This window comes from Tenacibaculum sp. L6, assembly GCF_028823685.1.
Classification (GTDB): domain Bacteria; phylum Bacteroidota; class Bacteroidia; order Flavobacteriales; family Flavobacteriaceae; genus Polaribacter.
In genome coordinates, this window is record NZ_JAPEHZ010000023.1 from 16,602 (window position 1) to 32,267 (window position 15,666).

Sequence of the window (15,666 nt, forward strand, 5' to 3'; positions counted from 1 at the left end):
AAATTAAAATTTAATTACACGTTAATCTTTCTGCAATAAATAATTCTTTTTTGTAATCTTCAATAAAAGCGTCTATTTGCCATTCTTCAGTTCCTGGAACGCAAATGATATGCGCCATATCATTTTCTGAAGCTAATTGGTACTTTTTACATAAAACATCCGAAGGTTTATCTAACACAACAGTTAATGCTTCATTATTTCTCCATGCATTAACACCTATTTCTTTTAACTTTTGCTCTGTATAAGCAGCTAATTCTTGCGATTTTTTCGTTCTTGAAATCAACCCTTCTTTTCCGTGCTTTTCTATAAAAGCCCATAATAATAAAGGTGTTAATCCATTTCTTGACCCTGTAATTGTAGTATCTAAAGTTCCTACATACGAAACTGAGTTCACAATTCTATCTCTATGTTTTCTCTTTGCTAAAACTATTCCACAAGGTATTGGTCCACCAATGAACTTATGTCCAGATATAGAAATACTATCAATCCCTTCAGCAAAGTCAAATTTTGGTTTTGGTTCAACAAAAGGAGCAATGCACCCTAAAAATGCTGCATCACAATGAATATAATAATCTTTGATAGCGTACTTTTTAATAATTGCTTTAATTCTATCTAAGTCATCAACAGCTTCTGTCATGGTAGTTCCAATATTTAAAAAGAAAACTGCTGGTTTATCTCTGTGTAATGTTATCAAATTCTCTAAATCTTCATAATCCATTTCTCCATTATCTTGACTTCTAACAACGATATTCTTTAAGTTTAATAAGTGTAAATTCTTTTTAACACTATAATGTGTAGATTCACTATAATAAACCACTGGATTATTAAAACTCTCACGTGCTAAATACAGACCGTATAGATTTCCTTCAGTTCCTCCATTCGTTACATAACCCCATACATCTTTGGTTGAAGATGATAATATATCAGCAAAAAAACTAACTACTTCTCGCTCTATATCTTTTGTATCAATAGATAATGTAGAAGGAGATTCTGGATCACCTACATTGTTAATACATACATTTAAAAAAGGTGCAAATTCACTGTAATTGAAATCCTTTGCTAAAGGATACCCAAGAAAGTTAGCTGAAGCATCACTAATTCTGTCATAAACGTCTTTTATTCTACTCATAACTACCTATTTTTAAATATTAATAAATTACTTAACAAATATATTCTTAAAGTATAAAAATCTGCAATAACACTATCAATAAAGAAAAAACACCTATTTTTAACCTTTAAAAAGATTAAATTTCTTTTTTAACTCTGAAAATCATTTTAAAACAGAAAAACATACCATGCATCAACTAGATAATGTAGATAAAAAGCTATTAGAAGAATTGCAAAATGACTGTAAGCAATCTATAAAACAACTAGCCAACAAAGTAAACCTATCTATAACACCTACTCACGAACGTGTAAAAAAGATGGAGGCTAACGGAATTATAGATAAATACGTGGCTTTAGTAAACTTAGAAACAATTGATAAGAGTTTAATTGTTTATTGTCAAGTTACACTAGTAAAGCATCAAGAAAGTGCTTTTAAAGAATTTGAAGAGTACATGTCTAAAATAGATGAAATAGTAGAGGTGTCTTATATAGCTGGTGTGTATGACTTCTTGTTAAAAGTTGTTTTGAAAGACATGAATGAATATCAGGATTTTGTGCTAAAAAAATTATCACAGTTAGAAGTAATATCAAACATCCAAAGCTCGTTTGTAATGAAGCAAGTTAAAAACACTACAAAAATAAAATTGACATAATTCTTAGGAACTATGTCAATTTTATTGATTTAACGACTCCTTTTTATAGGGCCTGTAAAATCATCAATATTATCTTTTACTTCGTTAATTTCATTGTTTATGTCTTTAACAAAGTCTGTATCTATACCTTGATTTTTTGCACTTTCATTAATCTCTCGTTTAATGTCGTTTGTTGCATCTTTAATTTGACGCATTCCCTTTCCTAGCCCTCTTGCTATCTCAGGAATTTTATCAGCCCCAAATAACATAACTACGATTAACAAGATTACAAAAATCTCTGGTCCTCCAATAAATAAAAATATTCCATTCATCACTGCAAAGATAGTTAAATTCAATTTCCTATACTTTATATAAAATAAAAAAGCAACCAAATTTGGTTGCTTTTTTATTTTATATAAAATGCATTAGTCTGCAAGAATAATCACTTTATTATCTTTCATTTCAAGAGTTCCTGATTTGATTTTTAAAGTTAATACTTTATCATCTTCTGGTAATCTTTCAATGTTTGCATGTAAATCATCAAAAACTAAATGAGTTTGAGTGTGTACATGTACTTTTATTCTTCCTTCAGTTAAAATAGACACCACTGGTGCGTGATTATTTAACATTTGGAATTCTCCATTTACACCTGGTACTGCTACAGAATCAACTTCTGATGAAAATAAGATAGCTTCTGGTGTTACAATTTCTAAATACATATTTTAATGCTTTAGGGCTTTAAGCTATTGCTTAAGGCAATTAATTACGCTTCAGCTAACATTTTCTCTCCAGCATCGATTGCTTCTTGAATCGATCCTTTTAAGTTGAATGCTGCTTCAGGATACTTATCTAATTCACCATCCATAATCATGTTGAATCCTTTGATAGTATCTTTAATATCTACTAATACCCCTGGAATTCCTGTAAACTGCTCTGCTACGTGGAATGGTTGAGATAAGAAACGTTGTACACGACGCGCTCTGTGAACTACTAATTTATCTTCTTCAGATAATTCTTCCATACCTAAAATTGCGATAATATCTTGTAATTCTTTATAACGTTGTAAGATTTCTTTTACTCTTTGTGCACAGTTATAGTGCTCATCTCCTAAAATATCTGCTGTTAAAATTCTTGATGTAGAATCTAATGGATCTACTGCTGGGTAAATACCTAACTCGGCAATCTTACGAGATAATACTGTAGTAGCATCTAAGTGAGCAAACGTTGTTGCTGGTGCTGGATCCGTTAAATCATCCGCAGGTACATAAACCGCTTGTACAGATGTAATAGATCCTTTCTTAGTAGAAGTAATACGCTCTTGCATTGCTCCCATCTCTGTTGCTAATGTTGGTTGGTAACCTACCGCAGATGGCATACGACCTAATAATGCCGATACCTCAGAACCTGCTTGTGTAAAACGGAAGATATTATCAACGAAGAATAATACGTCTTTTCCTTGTGCTTCACCAGCTCCGTCACGGAAATACTCAGCAATTGTTAATCCAGATAATGCTACACGAGCACGTGCTCCTGGTGGCTCATTCATCTGACCGAATACGAAAGTAGCTTTAGAATCTCTCATTCCAGCTTTATCAACTTTAGATAAATCCCATCCTCCATCTTCCATAGAGTGCATGAAATCATCACCATACTTGATAATTCCTGATTCTAACATCTCACGTAATAAATCGTTTCCTTCACGAGTTCTTTCACCTACACCTGCGAATACAGATAAACCTCCGTGTCCTTTTGCGATGTTGTTAATTAACTCTTGAATTAATACAGTTTTCCCTACTCCTGCACCTCCAAATAATCCAATTTTACCTCCTTTTGCATAAGGCTCAATTAAATCAATTACTTTAATTCCTGTAAATAATACTTCGGTAGAAGTTGATAATTCTTCAAATTTTGGCGCTTGACGGTGAATTGGTAAACCTGCTTCACCTTCTTTAGGTAAATCTCCTAATCCATCAATTGCATCTCCTGTTACATTAAATAAACGACCGTAGATATCACTACCTATTGGCATTTGAATTGGATTACCAGTAGCAATTACTTCTTGCCCTCTTTGTAAACCATCAGTCGCATCCATAGAAATAGTACGAACTGTATCTTCACCAATGTGTTGTTGAACTTCTAAAACTAAAGTTGAACCGTCTGCTTTTTTAATTTCTAACGAATCATAAATCTTTGGCAATTCAGCATTTTCTGTATTAAACTCAACATCGATTACTGGACCAATAATTTGAGAAACTTTACCTGTTATTGTAGACATTACTATATGTAATTAAAGTTATTTTATTTACTATATGAGTTTTAACTCATTTTTTCAAGGTGCAAAGGTAATTTTTTTAGTGGAATTTAAAAAACCTTTCGCGGTATTTTTCCATAAAAAAATTCCATAAAAAAAGCCTCACAAATGTGAGGCGGCTCACAAATGTGAGGCTTAATTTTTATAGATATGTGCTTAAAATTATTTTACAACTTTAATTTCAACACGTCTGTTTTGAGCTCTACCTTCTCTTGTTTTGTTATCAGCGATTGGGTAATCTTCACCAAAACCTGCAGAAGTTAATCTGTCAGCAGCGATTTCTCCTTTAGCTACTAAGTAATCTAAAACAGCTTTAGCTCTTCTTTCAGATAATTTTTGGTTTAATGAGTTAGATCCTGAACTATCAGTATGTCCTTGAATGCTAAAGTTAGCTTTAGGATATTCTTTCATTACTGCAGCGATTAAATCTAATTTACCAGTAGTACCAGTTCTAAAAGTAGATTTACCAGAGTTGAAGTAAATAGCTCTTGCGAACTCGTTTAATTGCTTAACAGCTTCTTCTTTGATTACTACTTCTGGACATCCGTTGTTAGATGCTACACCAGCTTCGTTTGGACACTTATCGTCTTTGTCTAATACTCCGTCTCCGTCAGTATCTGGCCAAGGACATCCGTTGTTTTCAGCTGGACCAGCAGTGTTAGGACACTTATCTTTTCCATCTACAACACCGTCTCCATCAGCATCAGGACAACCGTTGTTAGCTTTAGTTCCTTTTTCAGTTGGACAAGCATCATCTTTATCAGCGATACCATCTCCATCTGCATCAGGACATCCGTTTAAAGCAGCTAAACCAGCAACTTCTGGACAAGCATCGTCAGAATCTTTGATTCCGTCTCCGTCTGTATCAGGACACCCGTTGAATTCTTTTAATCCAGCAACTTCTGGACAAGCATCTTCTTTATCGTATACTCCGTCTCCGTCAGTATCTTTTCCTCCAAATTTGAATACTAAACCGATTGAGTGTTGGAAGTGATCTTTTACTTTATCAGCAAACTCTTTCTTACCTCCTGTTTGGAAGTTTAACCCTAAATTGTCGTTAAACCAGACGTTGAATCCAGCACCAGCATTTAACATACCTTCACCTAAATCATCAACAGAAGTATAACCTCCACCAACATATACATAAGGATCCCACCATCCAGTGTGTCCAAATAAGTTGTTCATGTCATACTTTACGTTAGCATCAATAGCCCAGTAAAGCATATCTGAATCATTCTCTGTGTAAACAGTTTCAATTTTGTTTAAAGACCCTGCTAATTGTAATGTAAACCCATCGTTTAAGTATCTATCAACAGTTACTCTTGAGATAGATGGTAAGATGTTCCAGTCACTAGTACCGATGTAATCTTTAGCATAATCTCCAAATTTAGAAGGAACTCTAATGTCTACTGCATTAGCCCCGAAACCAACCGCCCAAGGGTTGTCTGAATCCTGTGCGCTAACGTTTACTGCAGCAAACGCAAATAAAGCCATCACAGCTAATTTTAATTGTTTCATTATTAAAAATTTAAATTAAAAGTTCGTTTATATATTCGCAAATGTAAGTTGTTAAAACTTATTTACAAAAACAAATCTACAAAAACTTACAACAAATGCAAGTTTTTGAAGAACTAATTTATATCACTTTCAGCTCTTTTCCAACCTTGATAAACGCGTTTATTGCCTTATCTAAATGCTCTTTTTCATGAGCTGCTGAAAGTTGCACTCTAATTCTTGCTTGTTCTTTTGGCACTACAGGGTAAAAGAAACCTATCACATAAATACCTTCTTCTAATAACTTATTCGCCATTACTTGCGACAACTTTGCATCGTATAACATTACAGGTACAATTGCAGCATCAGCTCCTACTAAATCAAAACCTGCTTTTTCCATTTCTGTACGGAAATAGTTGGTGTTCCACTCTAATTTATCGCGTAACGATGTATCGTTTGATAATAAATCAAATACTTTTAAAGAAGCCCCTACAATAGCAGGTGCTAATGAGTTTGAGAATAAATACGGGCGAGAACGTTGACGTAAAATTTCAATAATTTCTTTTTTACCCGTTGTATATCCTCCCATTGCTCCTCCAAGAGCTTTCCCTAAAGTTCCGGTAACGATATCAACACGATCCATTACATTTTTAAGCTCTACTGTACCTCTACCTGTTTTCCCTATAAATCCTGCTGCATGACATTCATCTACCATTACCATTGCATCGTACTTATCAGCTAAATCACATATTTCATCTAACTTTGCTACAATTCCGTCCATAGAGAAAACACCATCAGTTACAATAATTTTAAAGCGATGACCTTTCTTATTCGCTTCAATTAATTGCTCTTCTAATGAAGCCATATCATTATTATTATAACGGTAACGAGCTGCTTTACACAAACGCACTCCGTCAATAATAGATGCATGGTTTAAACTATCAGAAATAATAGTACACCTCCATTTGCATCAAAAGCTGCAGCGTATAATATAGTGTCTTCCGTAGTATAAAAATCTGCAATCTTTTTTTCCAATTGCTTATGAATATCTTGCGTACCACAAATGAAACGTACAGATGACATTCCAAAACCATGAGTATCCATAACATTTTTTGCTGCTTGAATTACTTCTGGATTATTCGACAACCCTAAATAATTATTTGCACAAAAGTTGATTACCTCTTCACCTGTAGAGATTTTAATAACCGCATCTTGCGACGAAGTAATAATGCGCTCTGATTTATATAATCCAGCATCTTTAATATCCTGAATTTCTTGTTGTAATTGTTCTTTAATTTTTCCGTACATAATTTATGTTTGAAAGTTGTTTGCTATAAAAGGTCAAAGTTAGGTTTTAAACTTCTTCAACCAAAATTTCTTCATCAATATATATGAGTAGTTTCTTCTGAACTTTAAAATTCATCGTTTGCAATACTCTCGCGTACCTCAATAATTGTTGATGATATACTTTGGAAGGCTTCCCTGTTTTATAATCGATAATTACCACTTCGTTTTCTTGATTAAACACCAATCGGTCTGGAATTACAATTTGACCATCGATATCTACAATTTCGCGTTCATTGAATACCGTTATCTCATCCGAAAAATAATCTTGTAACAATGGATGATTTATAATTTGCCGAATCTTTTTAGTTATTTCTTCTGTTTTTTCTTTCGGAAGAATTCCTTGCTGCTCATATCGAAGTACTACTTCATTAATATCCTCTTTAGTGCTTACTTCCGCCATCATTTCATGGATTAAATTACCAAACTCAATGGCTTTTCCTTGTTCAGTATCCCATAATTTAGAAGCACTAGCCAACATTTGAATATTGTGTTCTTGCCAAGGAGTAGAAATAAACGTTTCTTGAATTTCAGTTGCGTTATTCTGCTCTTTAGATTCACTTACTCTTTCAGGAATACCAACAGTATATTCTAGCTGGTCATCATTCCATAAATTTTGAGCTTTTAAATAATTAATAAAAACCCCTGAGTAAAAATTCGTATTCTCTTCTCCTTTCGAAGAAATTTTCTTTTCGGTTATAACATGTAACTGTTCTACCGCTCTTGTCAATGCAACATATAACAAATTAAAATTATCTAATTCTAACTCCTCTCGCTGCTGATGATAAATCTCCGAACCGCGGTCGTTTACATAGTTCAAGTCTTTATTGAAGGGAACTAATAATTCTTTAAATCCATCAAAATTATCGGGTAATTCATCTAACCAAACTTTCGGATTGACTTGTCGATACACATCTAAATCATAGGGAAAAATTACCACCGGGAATTCCAATCCTTTTGATTTGTGTATCGTCATCACTTGTACCGCATTTCCACTCTCTGGAGCCACAATACTCAACTTATCTTTTTTATCTGACCAAAAGTCTAAAAACTCTTGAATACTCGTTCCTCTTCGCTGTTGTTCTAATACCACATCTAAGAAAAATTGCACATAGGCATCTGAAGAAGTAATCAGTTGAAAACCTCGAATAATTTCTTCTACTTTTTCATAAAAAGGCAGCTGATGGAAAGTTGATAATTCAAAAGTAGTTCCGTAGTTTTTTAACTGTTGAAAAATGGCTTCATTAGGTTGACCAATCAACTCAGCAATAAACGAATGTTTATGTTCTGTAACTTTTAAATGTTCTTGCAAAAAATAGAGCATTTCTAAGCATGTTTCTTTATCATTCGGATGTTGAATTACCTGTAAAACATCCATAATAAACTTGACTTTGGAACTATTTTCTAACAATAAAGTTTCTGAAGAAATGATATCAATTCCATTTTCTGACAAGTAATTTGCCACAGCAATTCCATCTTTCTTTTTTCGAACCAGAATACAAATTTCATTCAGCGAAAACTCTTTTTCTAATCTTTTGACAAGCTCTAGAACTTTCTTCGGATATTTTATCTGTTCATCTTCTTTTTCATCTTCCTTTTCCAAAAAAGTCAGCGATACACAACCTCCTTTTTTTGAGTTTTCTAGCTGCTTATTTCCATCAATAAACAATTGTTTGTAGGATTCATTTTGCAAGAAATTTGCTGTATGTTGAAAAAACTGATTGTTAAAATTTATTACCTCAGCATAACTCCTAAAATTAGTTTCTAAAGTTTTTACTTCTTTCGAAATATGAAACGGATTGTCTTTCTCCGATCCTAAACCAATAAATTGTTCAGACTTTCCTCCACGCCAACGATAAATTGCCTGTTTACCATCACCTACCAACAACAAATTACTGTTTTCTTGCGCCAGCGCATTATCAATCAGCGGAATTAAATTTTGCCACTGTAAAGAGGAAGTATCTTGCATTTCATCAATAAAATAATGCATAAATCGTTGCCCAATACGTTCGTAAATAAATGGTGCAGGCTGGTCTTTAATATTATCAGAAATCAACTGATTGAACTCTGCGTTTAGTCGTAAGTTATTTTCTTCTTTTAAATGTGAAAGTTCTTGATTGATATTATTTAAAACTGCCAGCGGAATGATACTTTTTAACGCCAAATTATTCATCAAAAACTGCTGATACAATTTTTCTGACTCTGTATATAATCGAAGTAATTCTGGTAAAAGTCCTTCGATAGCTGCTTTTATATCATCTGACTTTGACTTGGCGTAAAAATTATTTTCTTCTATTCGTTCTCTAAGAGCACTTTCATCAAAAAACTTCGCTTTTTCAGGATTTTGAGATAACGCTAAAAAATGATTAGGCAGCATTGAACGATAAAAATCATTATGAGCTAATTGCATACTTTCAATCACTCGAAGTGCTTCTTCTCCAATTTCTTTCCAACGTTTTTTTATTTCTTTTTGATGTTTGGATAGTTTTGTTTTTAAATTGGTAAAATCAGCGAGCTGTTTATCTGCTAATTTTCTAAAATGCTTTGTATCGTCTTCATTCAATAAAATTTTAGAAAACTCATTTAGTTCACGAGAAATATCCCACGATTTATCATCATCAGCTTTATCTAATGAAAAATCAATCAACAACTTTGTTAAAGCTTCATCGGTTCCAATTTTTGAAATGAGTACATCTACCGCTTCATTTAACAATGAAATTGCATCCATTTCTACTTCAAAATTGAGTGGTAATCCTAAATCGTATGCAAAACTTTTTATGATTTTATGTGTAAAACTATCAATTGTAGTAATTGAAAACGCTGCATAATTCCGAAGAATTTCATCTAATAATTTTTTGCTTCGCTCTTTAACAACAGTTCTGTCAAGCGAAGTTTCCTTCAAAATTACCTCTAACAAATCGTTATTTTCTCCTTCTGAAAAAACTTCTAAGTTTTGCAACACACGCTCTTTCATTTCACCCGCAGCTTTGTTGGTGAATGTAATTGCCAATATTTTTTGAAAACGGAAAATATCTTCAGATTGCAGCAAAACTTTTAGATACTCTTTTACTAAAGTGAATGTTTTACCGCTACCTGCCGAAGCGTTATATACCTGAAAACTTGATGGATTTTGTAACAAAATGAAAATATAATTGAGCTAGCAATTTAACCAAAAAAAAAGATTCCCGCTTTCGCAAGAATCATAATTTTATGCTTATCAAAATAGCTTACACTCTAGCCAAGACCGACATCTAACGACATCATAACAATAAACCCACCTATAAAACCGAGTGTAGCAATATCTGTATATTTATCTCGTTGAGTTTCAGGAATTACCTCTTCTACAACCACAAAAATCATTGCTCCTGCAGCAAATGCTAAAGCATACGGTAAAATTGGTGTAAAAAACGATACCGCTACCGCTCCTAAAACAGCTGCCATTGGCTCTACAATTGCCGACATTTGACCATACCAAAAACTTTTAAAACGACTTACTCCTTGTCTACGAAGCGGCATTGCTACTGCAAATCCTTCAGGGAAGTTTTGAATCCCAATACCAATGGCCAATGAAATTGCTGCAATTATCATTTCAGTTTGCTCTACTCCTACCATTGTTGATGCTGCTCCAAACAATACTCCTACTGCTAATCCTTCCGGAATGTTATGTAAGGTTATTGCTAAAACTAACAAAGTTGTTTTATGCCAGCTCGTCTTAACACCTTCAACTTCATGTTCTTTAAAATTAATATGTAAGTGTGGTAATAATTTATCCATTCCGAATAATGCTAAAGCTCCTAAAGCAAATCCAATTGCTGATGGAATTACTTTTACAAACCCTTCACCTGGACTATTATCAATTGCTGGCGATAACAAACTCCAGAAACTCGCTGCAACCATTACTCCTCCTGTAAAACCAAGCATTCCATCTAAAACTGCTCGGTTCATTTTTTTGAAAAAGAACACTAAACTAGCTCCTAAAGCTGTTAATCCCCAGGTAAAAAGCGATGCATATAATGCTGCTTGAATTGGGTGTTCCTTCCCAAATTCTACTAATTGATTAAATAAATCCATCTATAATACTATCTCTTATTAGTTGTTTAACGTGATTTTTGAATATATAAGTTACTTGCTATTTTATTTGAAACAGACAGTGTTTTCCCATCCATTTCTATAACTAGAGAACCATCAAAAGGTTCTTTTTCTACTACCTTTATTTGTTTTCCTAAAGCAACTCCTTGTTTATCTAAAAAGCGTAAAAATTCTGAAGAACTATCATCAACCCCTACACAAACTCCTATTTCATTTTCCTTCAACGTTGATAATAAACTTTTTTCTATTACCTGTAAGTTACCTTCTTTATCTGGAATAGGATCTCCGTGTGGATCTCTCTTAGGGTGTTCTAAAAAAGCATCTAGTTCATTGATTAATTTCGGAGACTTGATATGCTCAAGCTGTTCTGCCACCTCGTGAACTTCATCCCAAGAAAAATTTAATTTATCTACTAAAAAAACTTCCCATAATCGATGCTTACGAACAATATTAGCTGCTGTTTTTTTCCCAAAATCGGTCAAGGTTACTCCTTGATATTTTTTATAAGTCACAACATCTTTTTCAGATAGTTTCTTAATCATATCTGTTACCGATGATGCTTTTGTATCTAACTTTTTAGCTATAGCATTTGTACTGATTCCTTTTTTAAAATCAGCTTCTAAATGATAGATCGTTTTTATATAATTTTCTTCAGATTGACTAAACATCATATTCTTTTTTAGATGTACAAATATATAAATTTTAGTTTAATCAAATATATTTTTAGACCAACCTAAAAATATATTTATATTTGTATCAAATTTTATTTCGAAACCACCACAACAAACTATTTTTAGGATGAAAAATCTAGTTGCTTTCACAATTCTATTGCTATCAAATATTGCTATCGGACAAACTATTAAAGGAAAAATCAGCACATCATCAGGCGATATAGTACCATTTGCTAGTGTATTTATAAAAGGAACTGAAAAAGGAACAACTACTGATGAATATGGAAACTACGAGTTAAAAACCACTAAACGTAAATTTGTTTTGGTTGCATCTTCCTTAGGTTTTTTATCTGAAAGAAAAACAGTAACCTTAAACTCTTCCGAAGAAAAAACAGTTGATTTTATATTGACTGAAACTGCAGAAATTTTAGACCAAGTAACCATTACGGGAACACGCACAGATAAACGCAGAACGAATAGCCCTGTGATTGTAAATGTTATCAACAGTCAAACTTTAGCAGATGTTCAGGCATGTAATTTATCTGAAGGGTTGAAATTTCAAACGGGTTTACGTGTAGAAACCGACTGTCAAACTTGCAACTATACACAACTTCGCATGAATGGTTTAGCTGGCGGATATTCACAAATATTAATTAATGGTCGTCCTATTTTTAGTCCATTAACTGGTTTATACGGATTGGAGCAAGTACCTACCAACATGATTGAACGTATCGAGGTAGTTCGCGGTGGAGGTTCTGCTTTGTACGGTTCAAGTGCGATTGGAGGGACAGTAAACGTCATTACTAAAATTCCAAAGAAAAACAATTATAGTATGGGGTACACTTATCAGAATATAAAAGGAATTTCTGACCATATTATTACCGGAAATGCAACCATAGTTAATGAAGACAGAAATGCGGGTGCTTCATTTTTTATCAACAACCGAAGAAGAGCCATGTATGATGCTAATGGTGATAATTTTTCTGAACTTCCTGAGTTAAAGAACAACTCTTTTGGAACAAACCTATTCTTTCTTCCAACTGAAAATCAAAAATTAGAAATCAACTTCAGCAAAATGAATGAATATCGTTATGGTGGAGAAATGATTGATAATGCTCCACATTTTGCAATGCAATCTGAAGAACGCGTGCATGACGTGTATGTAGGAAATGTTGATTATCAAATTAATTTTAACGATGATAAAAGTTCAATCATTACCTATTTTGCTATACAATATACCGGAAGAGAACATTATACAGGTATTCGTCCAGATATTGACACTACTGAAGACACAGCACATTTGGCTAATCCACCGTACGGAAATTCAACCACAACCACCTTTCAAGGAGGACTGCAACTCAACCATAAATTAGAAGAATTTCTTGGAGGTAACAACATACTTACACTAGGGAGTGAATTTGTACAAGACGATGTTTTTGATGTTATTGATGCTTATCAATATAAAGTAGATCAGCTTACTAAAAACTACGGATTCTTTTTTCAAAGTGATTGGGAAATTTCAGATAAGTTAAATTTACTATCAGGAATACGATATGACAACCATACATTTAACACACTTAAAACAGATGGTACTCAAAAAAACATTACGAACAATGTTGCAAGCCCGAGAGTATCATTATTATTCAAACCATTTGAAAATACTCAAATCAGAGGAACTTGGGGTACTGGTTTTAGGGCTCCGCAAGCTTTTGACACCGATTTACACATTGCTTTTGCTGGTGGAGGAGTATCACGAGTTGTATTAGCTGATGATTTAAAAAGAGAACGTTCTAATAGTTATACACTTTCCTTTAATTACGACAAACCTACAGAACATTATATATATAGTTTTACCATTGAGAGTTTTTACACCAATTTAAAAGATGCTTTTTACTTAGAAGCTACAGATAAAGATGATTTTGGGGAAATTTTTGAAAAAAGAAATGGAGACGGAGCTGTTGTGCAAGGAATTACTTTAGAAACCCGTTTAAATTATGATGGAATTTTACAGTTAGACGCAGGGTTCACATATCAATCTAGTAAATTTAATACAGCTGTTGATAATTTTCATAATCTATCGCCTAAAAGAGAGTTTTTACGAACACCCACAACTTACGGGTACGCTACTGCTACCTATACTCCTAATCAAAAATTTAAAACTGCTTTAAATTTAGTATACACAGGACAAATGAATGTTTTACACATTATACCTAATCCTGATTTCAACCCTCCAAATGATAATCATGAAAATATTGGTGAATATTTTAGCTCTCCTTCATTTTTTAACTTAGGTGTTAACACTAGTTATACTTTTAATGTAGAAAAACTTAACACCAATATAGAGCTTAACGCTGGTATTAAGAACATTTTAGACGATTATCAAAGTGAATTTGATACAGGAAAAGACAGGGATAGCAACTTTATTTTTGGTCCAGCCACCCCAAGAACCTTCGTTTTTGGTGTAAAATTTACGAGTAATTAACATTCGCGTAACATACAGCTATTTGATTAACATTAAATCAACATTCTAATAATACAAAAGTAATTCCTACATAACATTAGCTTTACTGTTTAACTTGAATTTTGCGCCATAAATAAACAGAATTCAAAGATTAGAATGAAAAAAATATTATTTATAGCTTTTTTAAGCTTATGTAATTTAGCATTTTCTCAAAGCAAAGGTACTGTAAACGGTACTGTTACTGACAAAGAAATGAGCGGTGAAGCATTGCCTTTTGCTAATGTTTTTATTAAAGGAACATCTATTGGTGCTACTACCGATATGGAAGGTAAATATACTTTAAGTGTTCCAGCAGGAAATCAAACTATTGTTTTTAGTTTCGTAGGATACCAAACTGAAGAAAGAACTATCGTTGTTAAAGCAAACGAAGCACTGATAGTAAACCAAGAAATTGGAGCTAACCAAGGAGTTGCTTTAGATGAAGTAAAAATTAACGCAACGGTTAGTAGAGAGAAAGAAAGTGCTTTACTTTTAGAACAAAGAAAAGCTGTAACTATTGAAACCAAAATTGGTAATCAAGAGCTTTCAAGAAAAGGAGTTAGTGATATTGCTACTGCTGTAACAAAAACTACTGGAGTTTCTAAACAAGAGGGTTCTGGAGGTAGTGTTTTTGTTAGAGGCCTTGGAGATAGATATAATGTAACTTCGTTAAACGGACTTCCATTACCATCAAATGATCCATCAAGAAAAAACATTGACTTAAGTATTTTTTCTACTGATATTGTTGAATATATTGGTTTAGATAAAACATATTCTACTAAAAACTATGGAGATTTTGGTGGAGCTAACATCAATATTGCCTCAAAAGTATATAAAGGTAACGGTTTTGCTGAAGTTAGCTTAGGGTCTTCATTAAACACTGTTGCATCACAAAAAAGTAAGTTTTACGTTGCTGATGGACCTAGCAATTTCGGATTTTACAAAACATATTATCCTGCTTTTCCATTAAACAACTACAACTTCACAACTAGTTGGGACAGACAAACTGGTAACTTCCCAGTAAGTTCTTCTATCGCTATTAAAGGAGGAGATTCTTACAACTTATCTCCTGAAACTAAAATAAGCTTTTTTGCTGTTGGATCATTTGACAATGGTTACAGTTATAAAGAAGGAGTAGCTAGAGGAGATGTTAACGTTTCTGGAGTAGCTAGAAAAGATTTAACTAGAGAATCTTATTCTTATGACACTAATACTACTTTTATGGGGAATATTAGGTTAAAGCACAAAGGTCAAGAGATAAAGTATAACGCTTTAATGGTAAACAACTCTAGCAATTCTCATGATGATTATCAAGGAATTTATGATGTTTTTGATAATGCGCCAGAAGGTGGAGCTGTAATTCAAAGACAAACATTTATGAGAAACACTTTATATGTTCACCAGTTATTAGGAGATCATAGAATTAGTGATGCTTTTAAAGCAGAATGGGGAGCAGCTTACAACTTCAATAAAAACAATATTCCAGATCGTAGACAAACAACTGTATTACCACATAGA

11 protein-coding genes and 1 pseudogene are annotated in these 15,666 nt (G+C 33.2%); 3 read left to right on the plus strand and 9 right to left on the minus strand.

Annotated features, from left to right (window positions below; all coding sequences use genetic code 11):
• Positions 1–10 precede the first annotated feature (10 nt).
• Positions 11–1,129, minus strand: coding sequence for a histidine decarboxylase (locus OU788_RS06355; protein ID WP_274634383.1), 1,119 nt, complete (start codon positions 1,127–1,129; stop codon positions 11–13).
• 166 nt (positions 1,130–1,295) lie between these two features.
• Here OU788_RS06355 and OU788_RS06360 point away from each other — a divergent pair, with 166 nt between their 5' ends.
• Positions 1,296–1,760, plus strand: coding sequence for an Lrp/AsnC family transcriptional regulator (locus OU788_RS06360; RefSeq protein ID WP_274634384.1), 465 nt, complete (start codon positions 1,296–1,298; stop codon positions 1,758–1,760).
• 29 nt (positions 1,761–1,789) lie between these two features.
• Here the strand turns inward: OU788_RS06360 and OU788_RS06365 are convergent, their stop codons facing one another.
• The 8 genes and pseudogenes from OU788_RS06365 to OU788_RS06400 form a co-directional block, all read right to left on the minus strand.
• The gene (locus OU788_RS06365) at positions 1,790–2,071 is read right to left on the minus strand and encodes a Sec-independent protein translocase subunit TatA/TatB (protein ID WP_120186115.1); all 282 of its coding nucleotides are present in this window, start codon (positions 2,069–2,071) and stop codon (positions 1,790–1,792) included.
• 93 nt (positions 2,072–2,164) lie between these two features.
• A complete protein-coding gene (locus OU788_RS06370) occupies positions 2,165–2,458 on the minus strand; it encodes a FoF1 ATP synthase subunit delta/epsilon (protein ID WP_274634385.1) in 294 nt (97 codons plus the stop codon).
• 44 nt (positions 2,459–2,502) lie between these two features.
• A complete protein-coding gene (gene atpD, locus OU788_RS06375; RefSeq protein WP_274634386.1) occupies positions 2,503–4,014 on the minus strand; it encodes a F0F1 ATP synthase subunit beta in 1,512 nt (503 codons plus the stop codon).
• Between the two features lie 198 nt (positions 4,015–4,212).
• A complete protein-coding gene (locus OU788_RS06380) occupies positions 4,213–5,568 on the minus strand; it encodes an OmpA family protein (RefSeq protein WP_274634387.1) in 1,356 nt (451 codons plus the stop codon).
• 118 nt (positions 5,569–5,686) lie between these two features.
• Positions 5,687–6,852, minus strand: a pseudogene (gene kbl, locus OU788_RS06385) (glycine C-acetyltransferase).
• Between the two features lie 46 nt (positions 6,853–6,898).
• Complete coding sequence (locus tag OU788_RS06390) at positions 6,899–10,027, minus strand: UvrD-helicase domain-containing protein (protein WP_274634388.1); 3,129 nt, start codon at positions 10,025–10,027, stop codon at positions 6,899–6,901.
• 95 nt (positions 10,028–10,122) lie between these two features.
• Positions 10,123–10,959 (minus strand): ZIP family metal transporter, encoded by an 837-nt coding sequence (locus tag OU788_RS06395; RefSeq protein ID WP_274634389.1) that lies wholly within the window; start codon positions 10,957–10,959, stop codon positions 10,123–10,125.
• 26 nt (positions 10,960–10,985) lie between these two features.
• Positions 10,986–11,645, minus strand: coding sequence for a metal-dependent transcriptional regulator (locus OU788_RS06400; RefSeq protein WP_274634393.1), 660 nt, complete (start codon positions 11,643–11,645; stop codon positions 10,986–10,988).
• Between the two features lie 130 nt (positions 11,646–11,775).
• Here OU788_RS06400 and OU788_RS06405 point away from each other — a divergent pair, with 130 nt between their 5' ends.
• The gene (locus tag OU788_RS06405; protein WP_274634390.1) at positions 11,776–14,130 is read left to right on the plus strand and encodes a TonB-dependent receptor; all 2,355 of its coding nucleotides are present in this window, start codon (positions 11,776–11,778) and stop codon (positions 14,128–14,130) included.
• Between the two features lie 135 nt (positions 14,131–14,265).
• Positions 14,266–15,666 (plus strand): TonB-dependent receptor (locus OU788_RS06410; RefSeq protein ID WP_274634391.1); only part of this gene is annotated, 1,401 nt, incomplete at its 3' end.

Bases quoted from the DNA above. Each gene is read 5' to 3' on its own strand.
- OU788_RS06355 (WP_274634383.1), bottom strand. From the start codon at position 1,129: ATGAGTAGAATAAAAGACGTTTATGACAGAATTAGTGATGCTTCAGCT.
- OU788_RS06360 (WP_274634384.1), top strand. From the start codon at position 1,296: ATGCATCAACTAGATAATGTAGATAAAAAGCTATTAGAAGAATTGCAA.
- OU788_RS06365 (WP_120186115.1), bottom strand. From the start codon at position 2,071: ATGAATGGAATATTTTTATTTATTGGAGGACCAGAGATTTTTGTAATC.
- OU788_RS06370 (WP_274634385.1), bottom strand. From the start codon at position 2,458: ATGTATTTAGAAATTGTAACACCAGAAGCTATCTTATTTTCATCAGAA.
- atpD (WP_274634386.1), bottom strand. From the start codon at position 4,014: ATGTCTACAATAACAGGTAAAGTTTCTCAAATTATTGGTCCAGTAATC.
- OU788_RS06380 (WP_274634387.1), bottom strand. From the start codon at position 5,568: ATGAAACAATTAAAATTAGCTGTGATGGCTTTATTTGCGTTTGCTGCA.
- OU788_RS06395 (WP_274634389.1), bottom strand. From the start codon at position 10,959: ATGGATTTATTTAATCAATTAGTAGAATTTGGGAAGGAACACCCAATT.
- OU788_RS06400 (WP_274634393.1), bottom strand. From the start codon at position 11,645: ATGTTTAGTCAATCTGAAGAAAATTATATAAAAACGATCTATCATTTA.
- OU788_RS06405 (WP_274634390.1), top strand. From the start codon at position 11,776: ATGAAAAATCTAGTTGCTTTCACAATTCTATTGCTATCAAATATTGCT.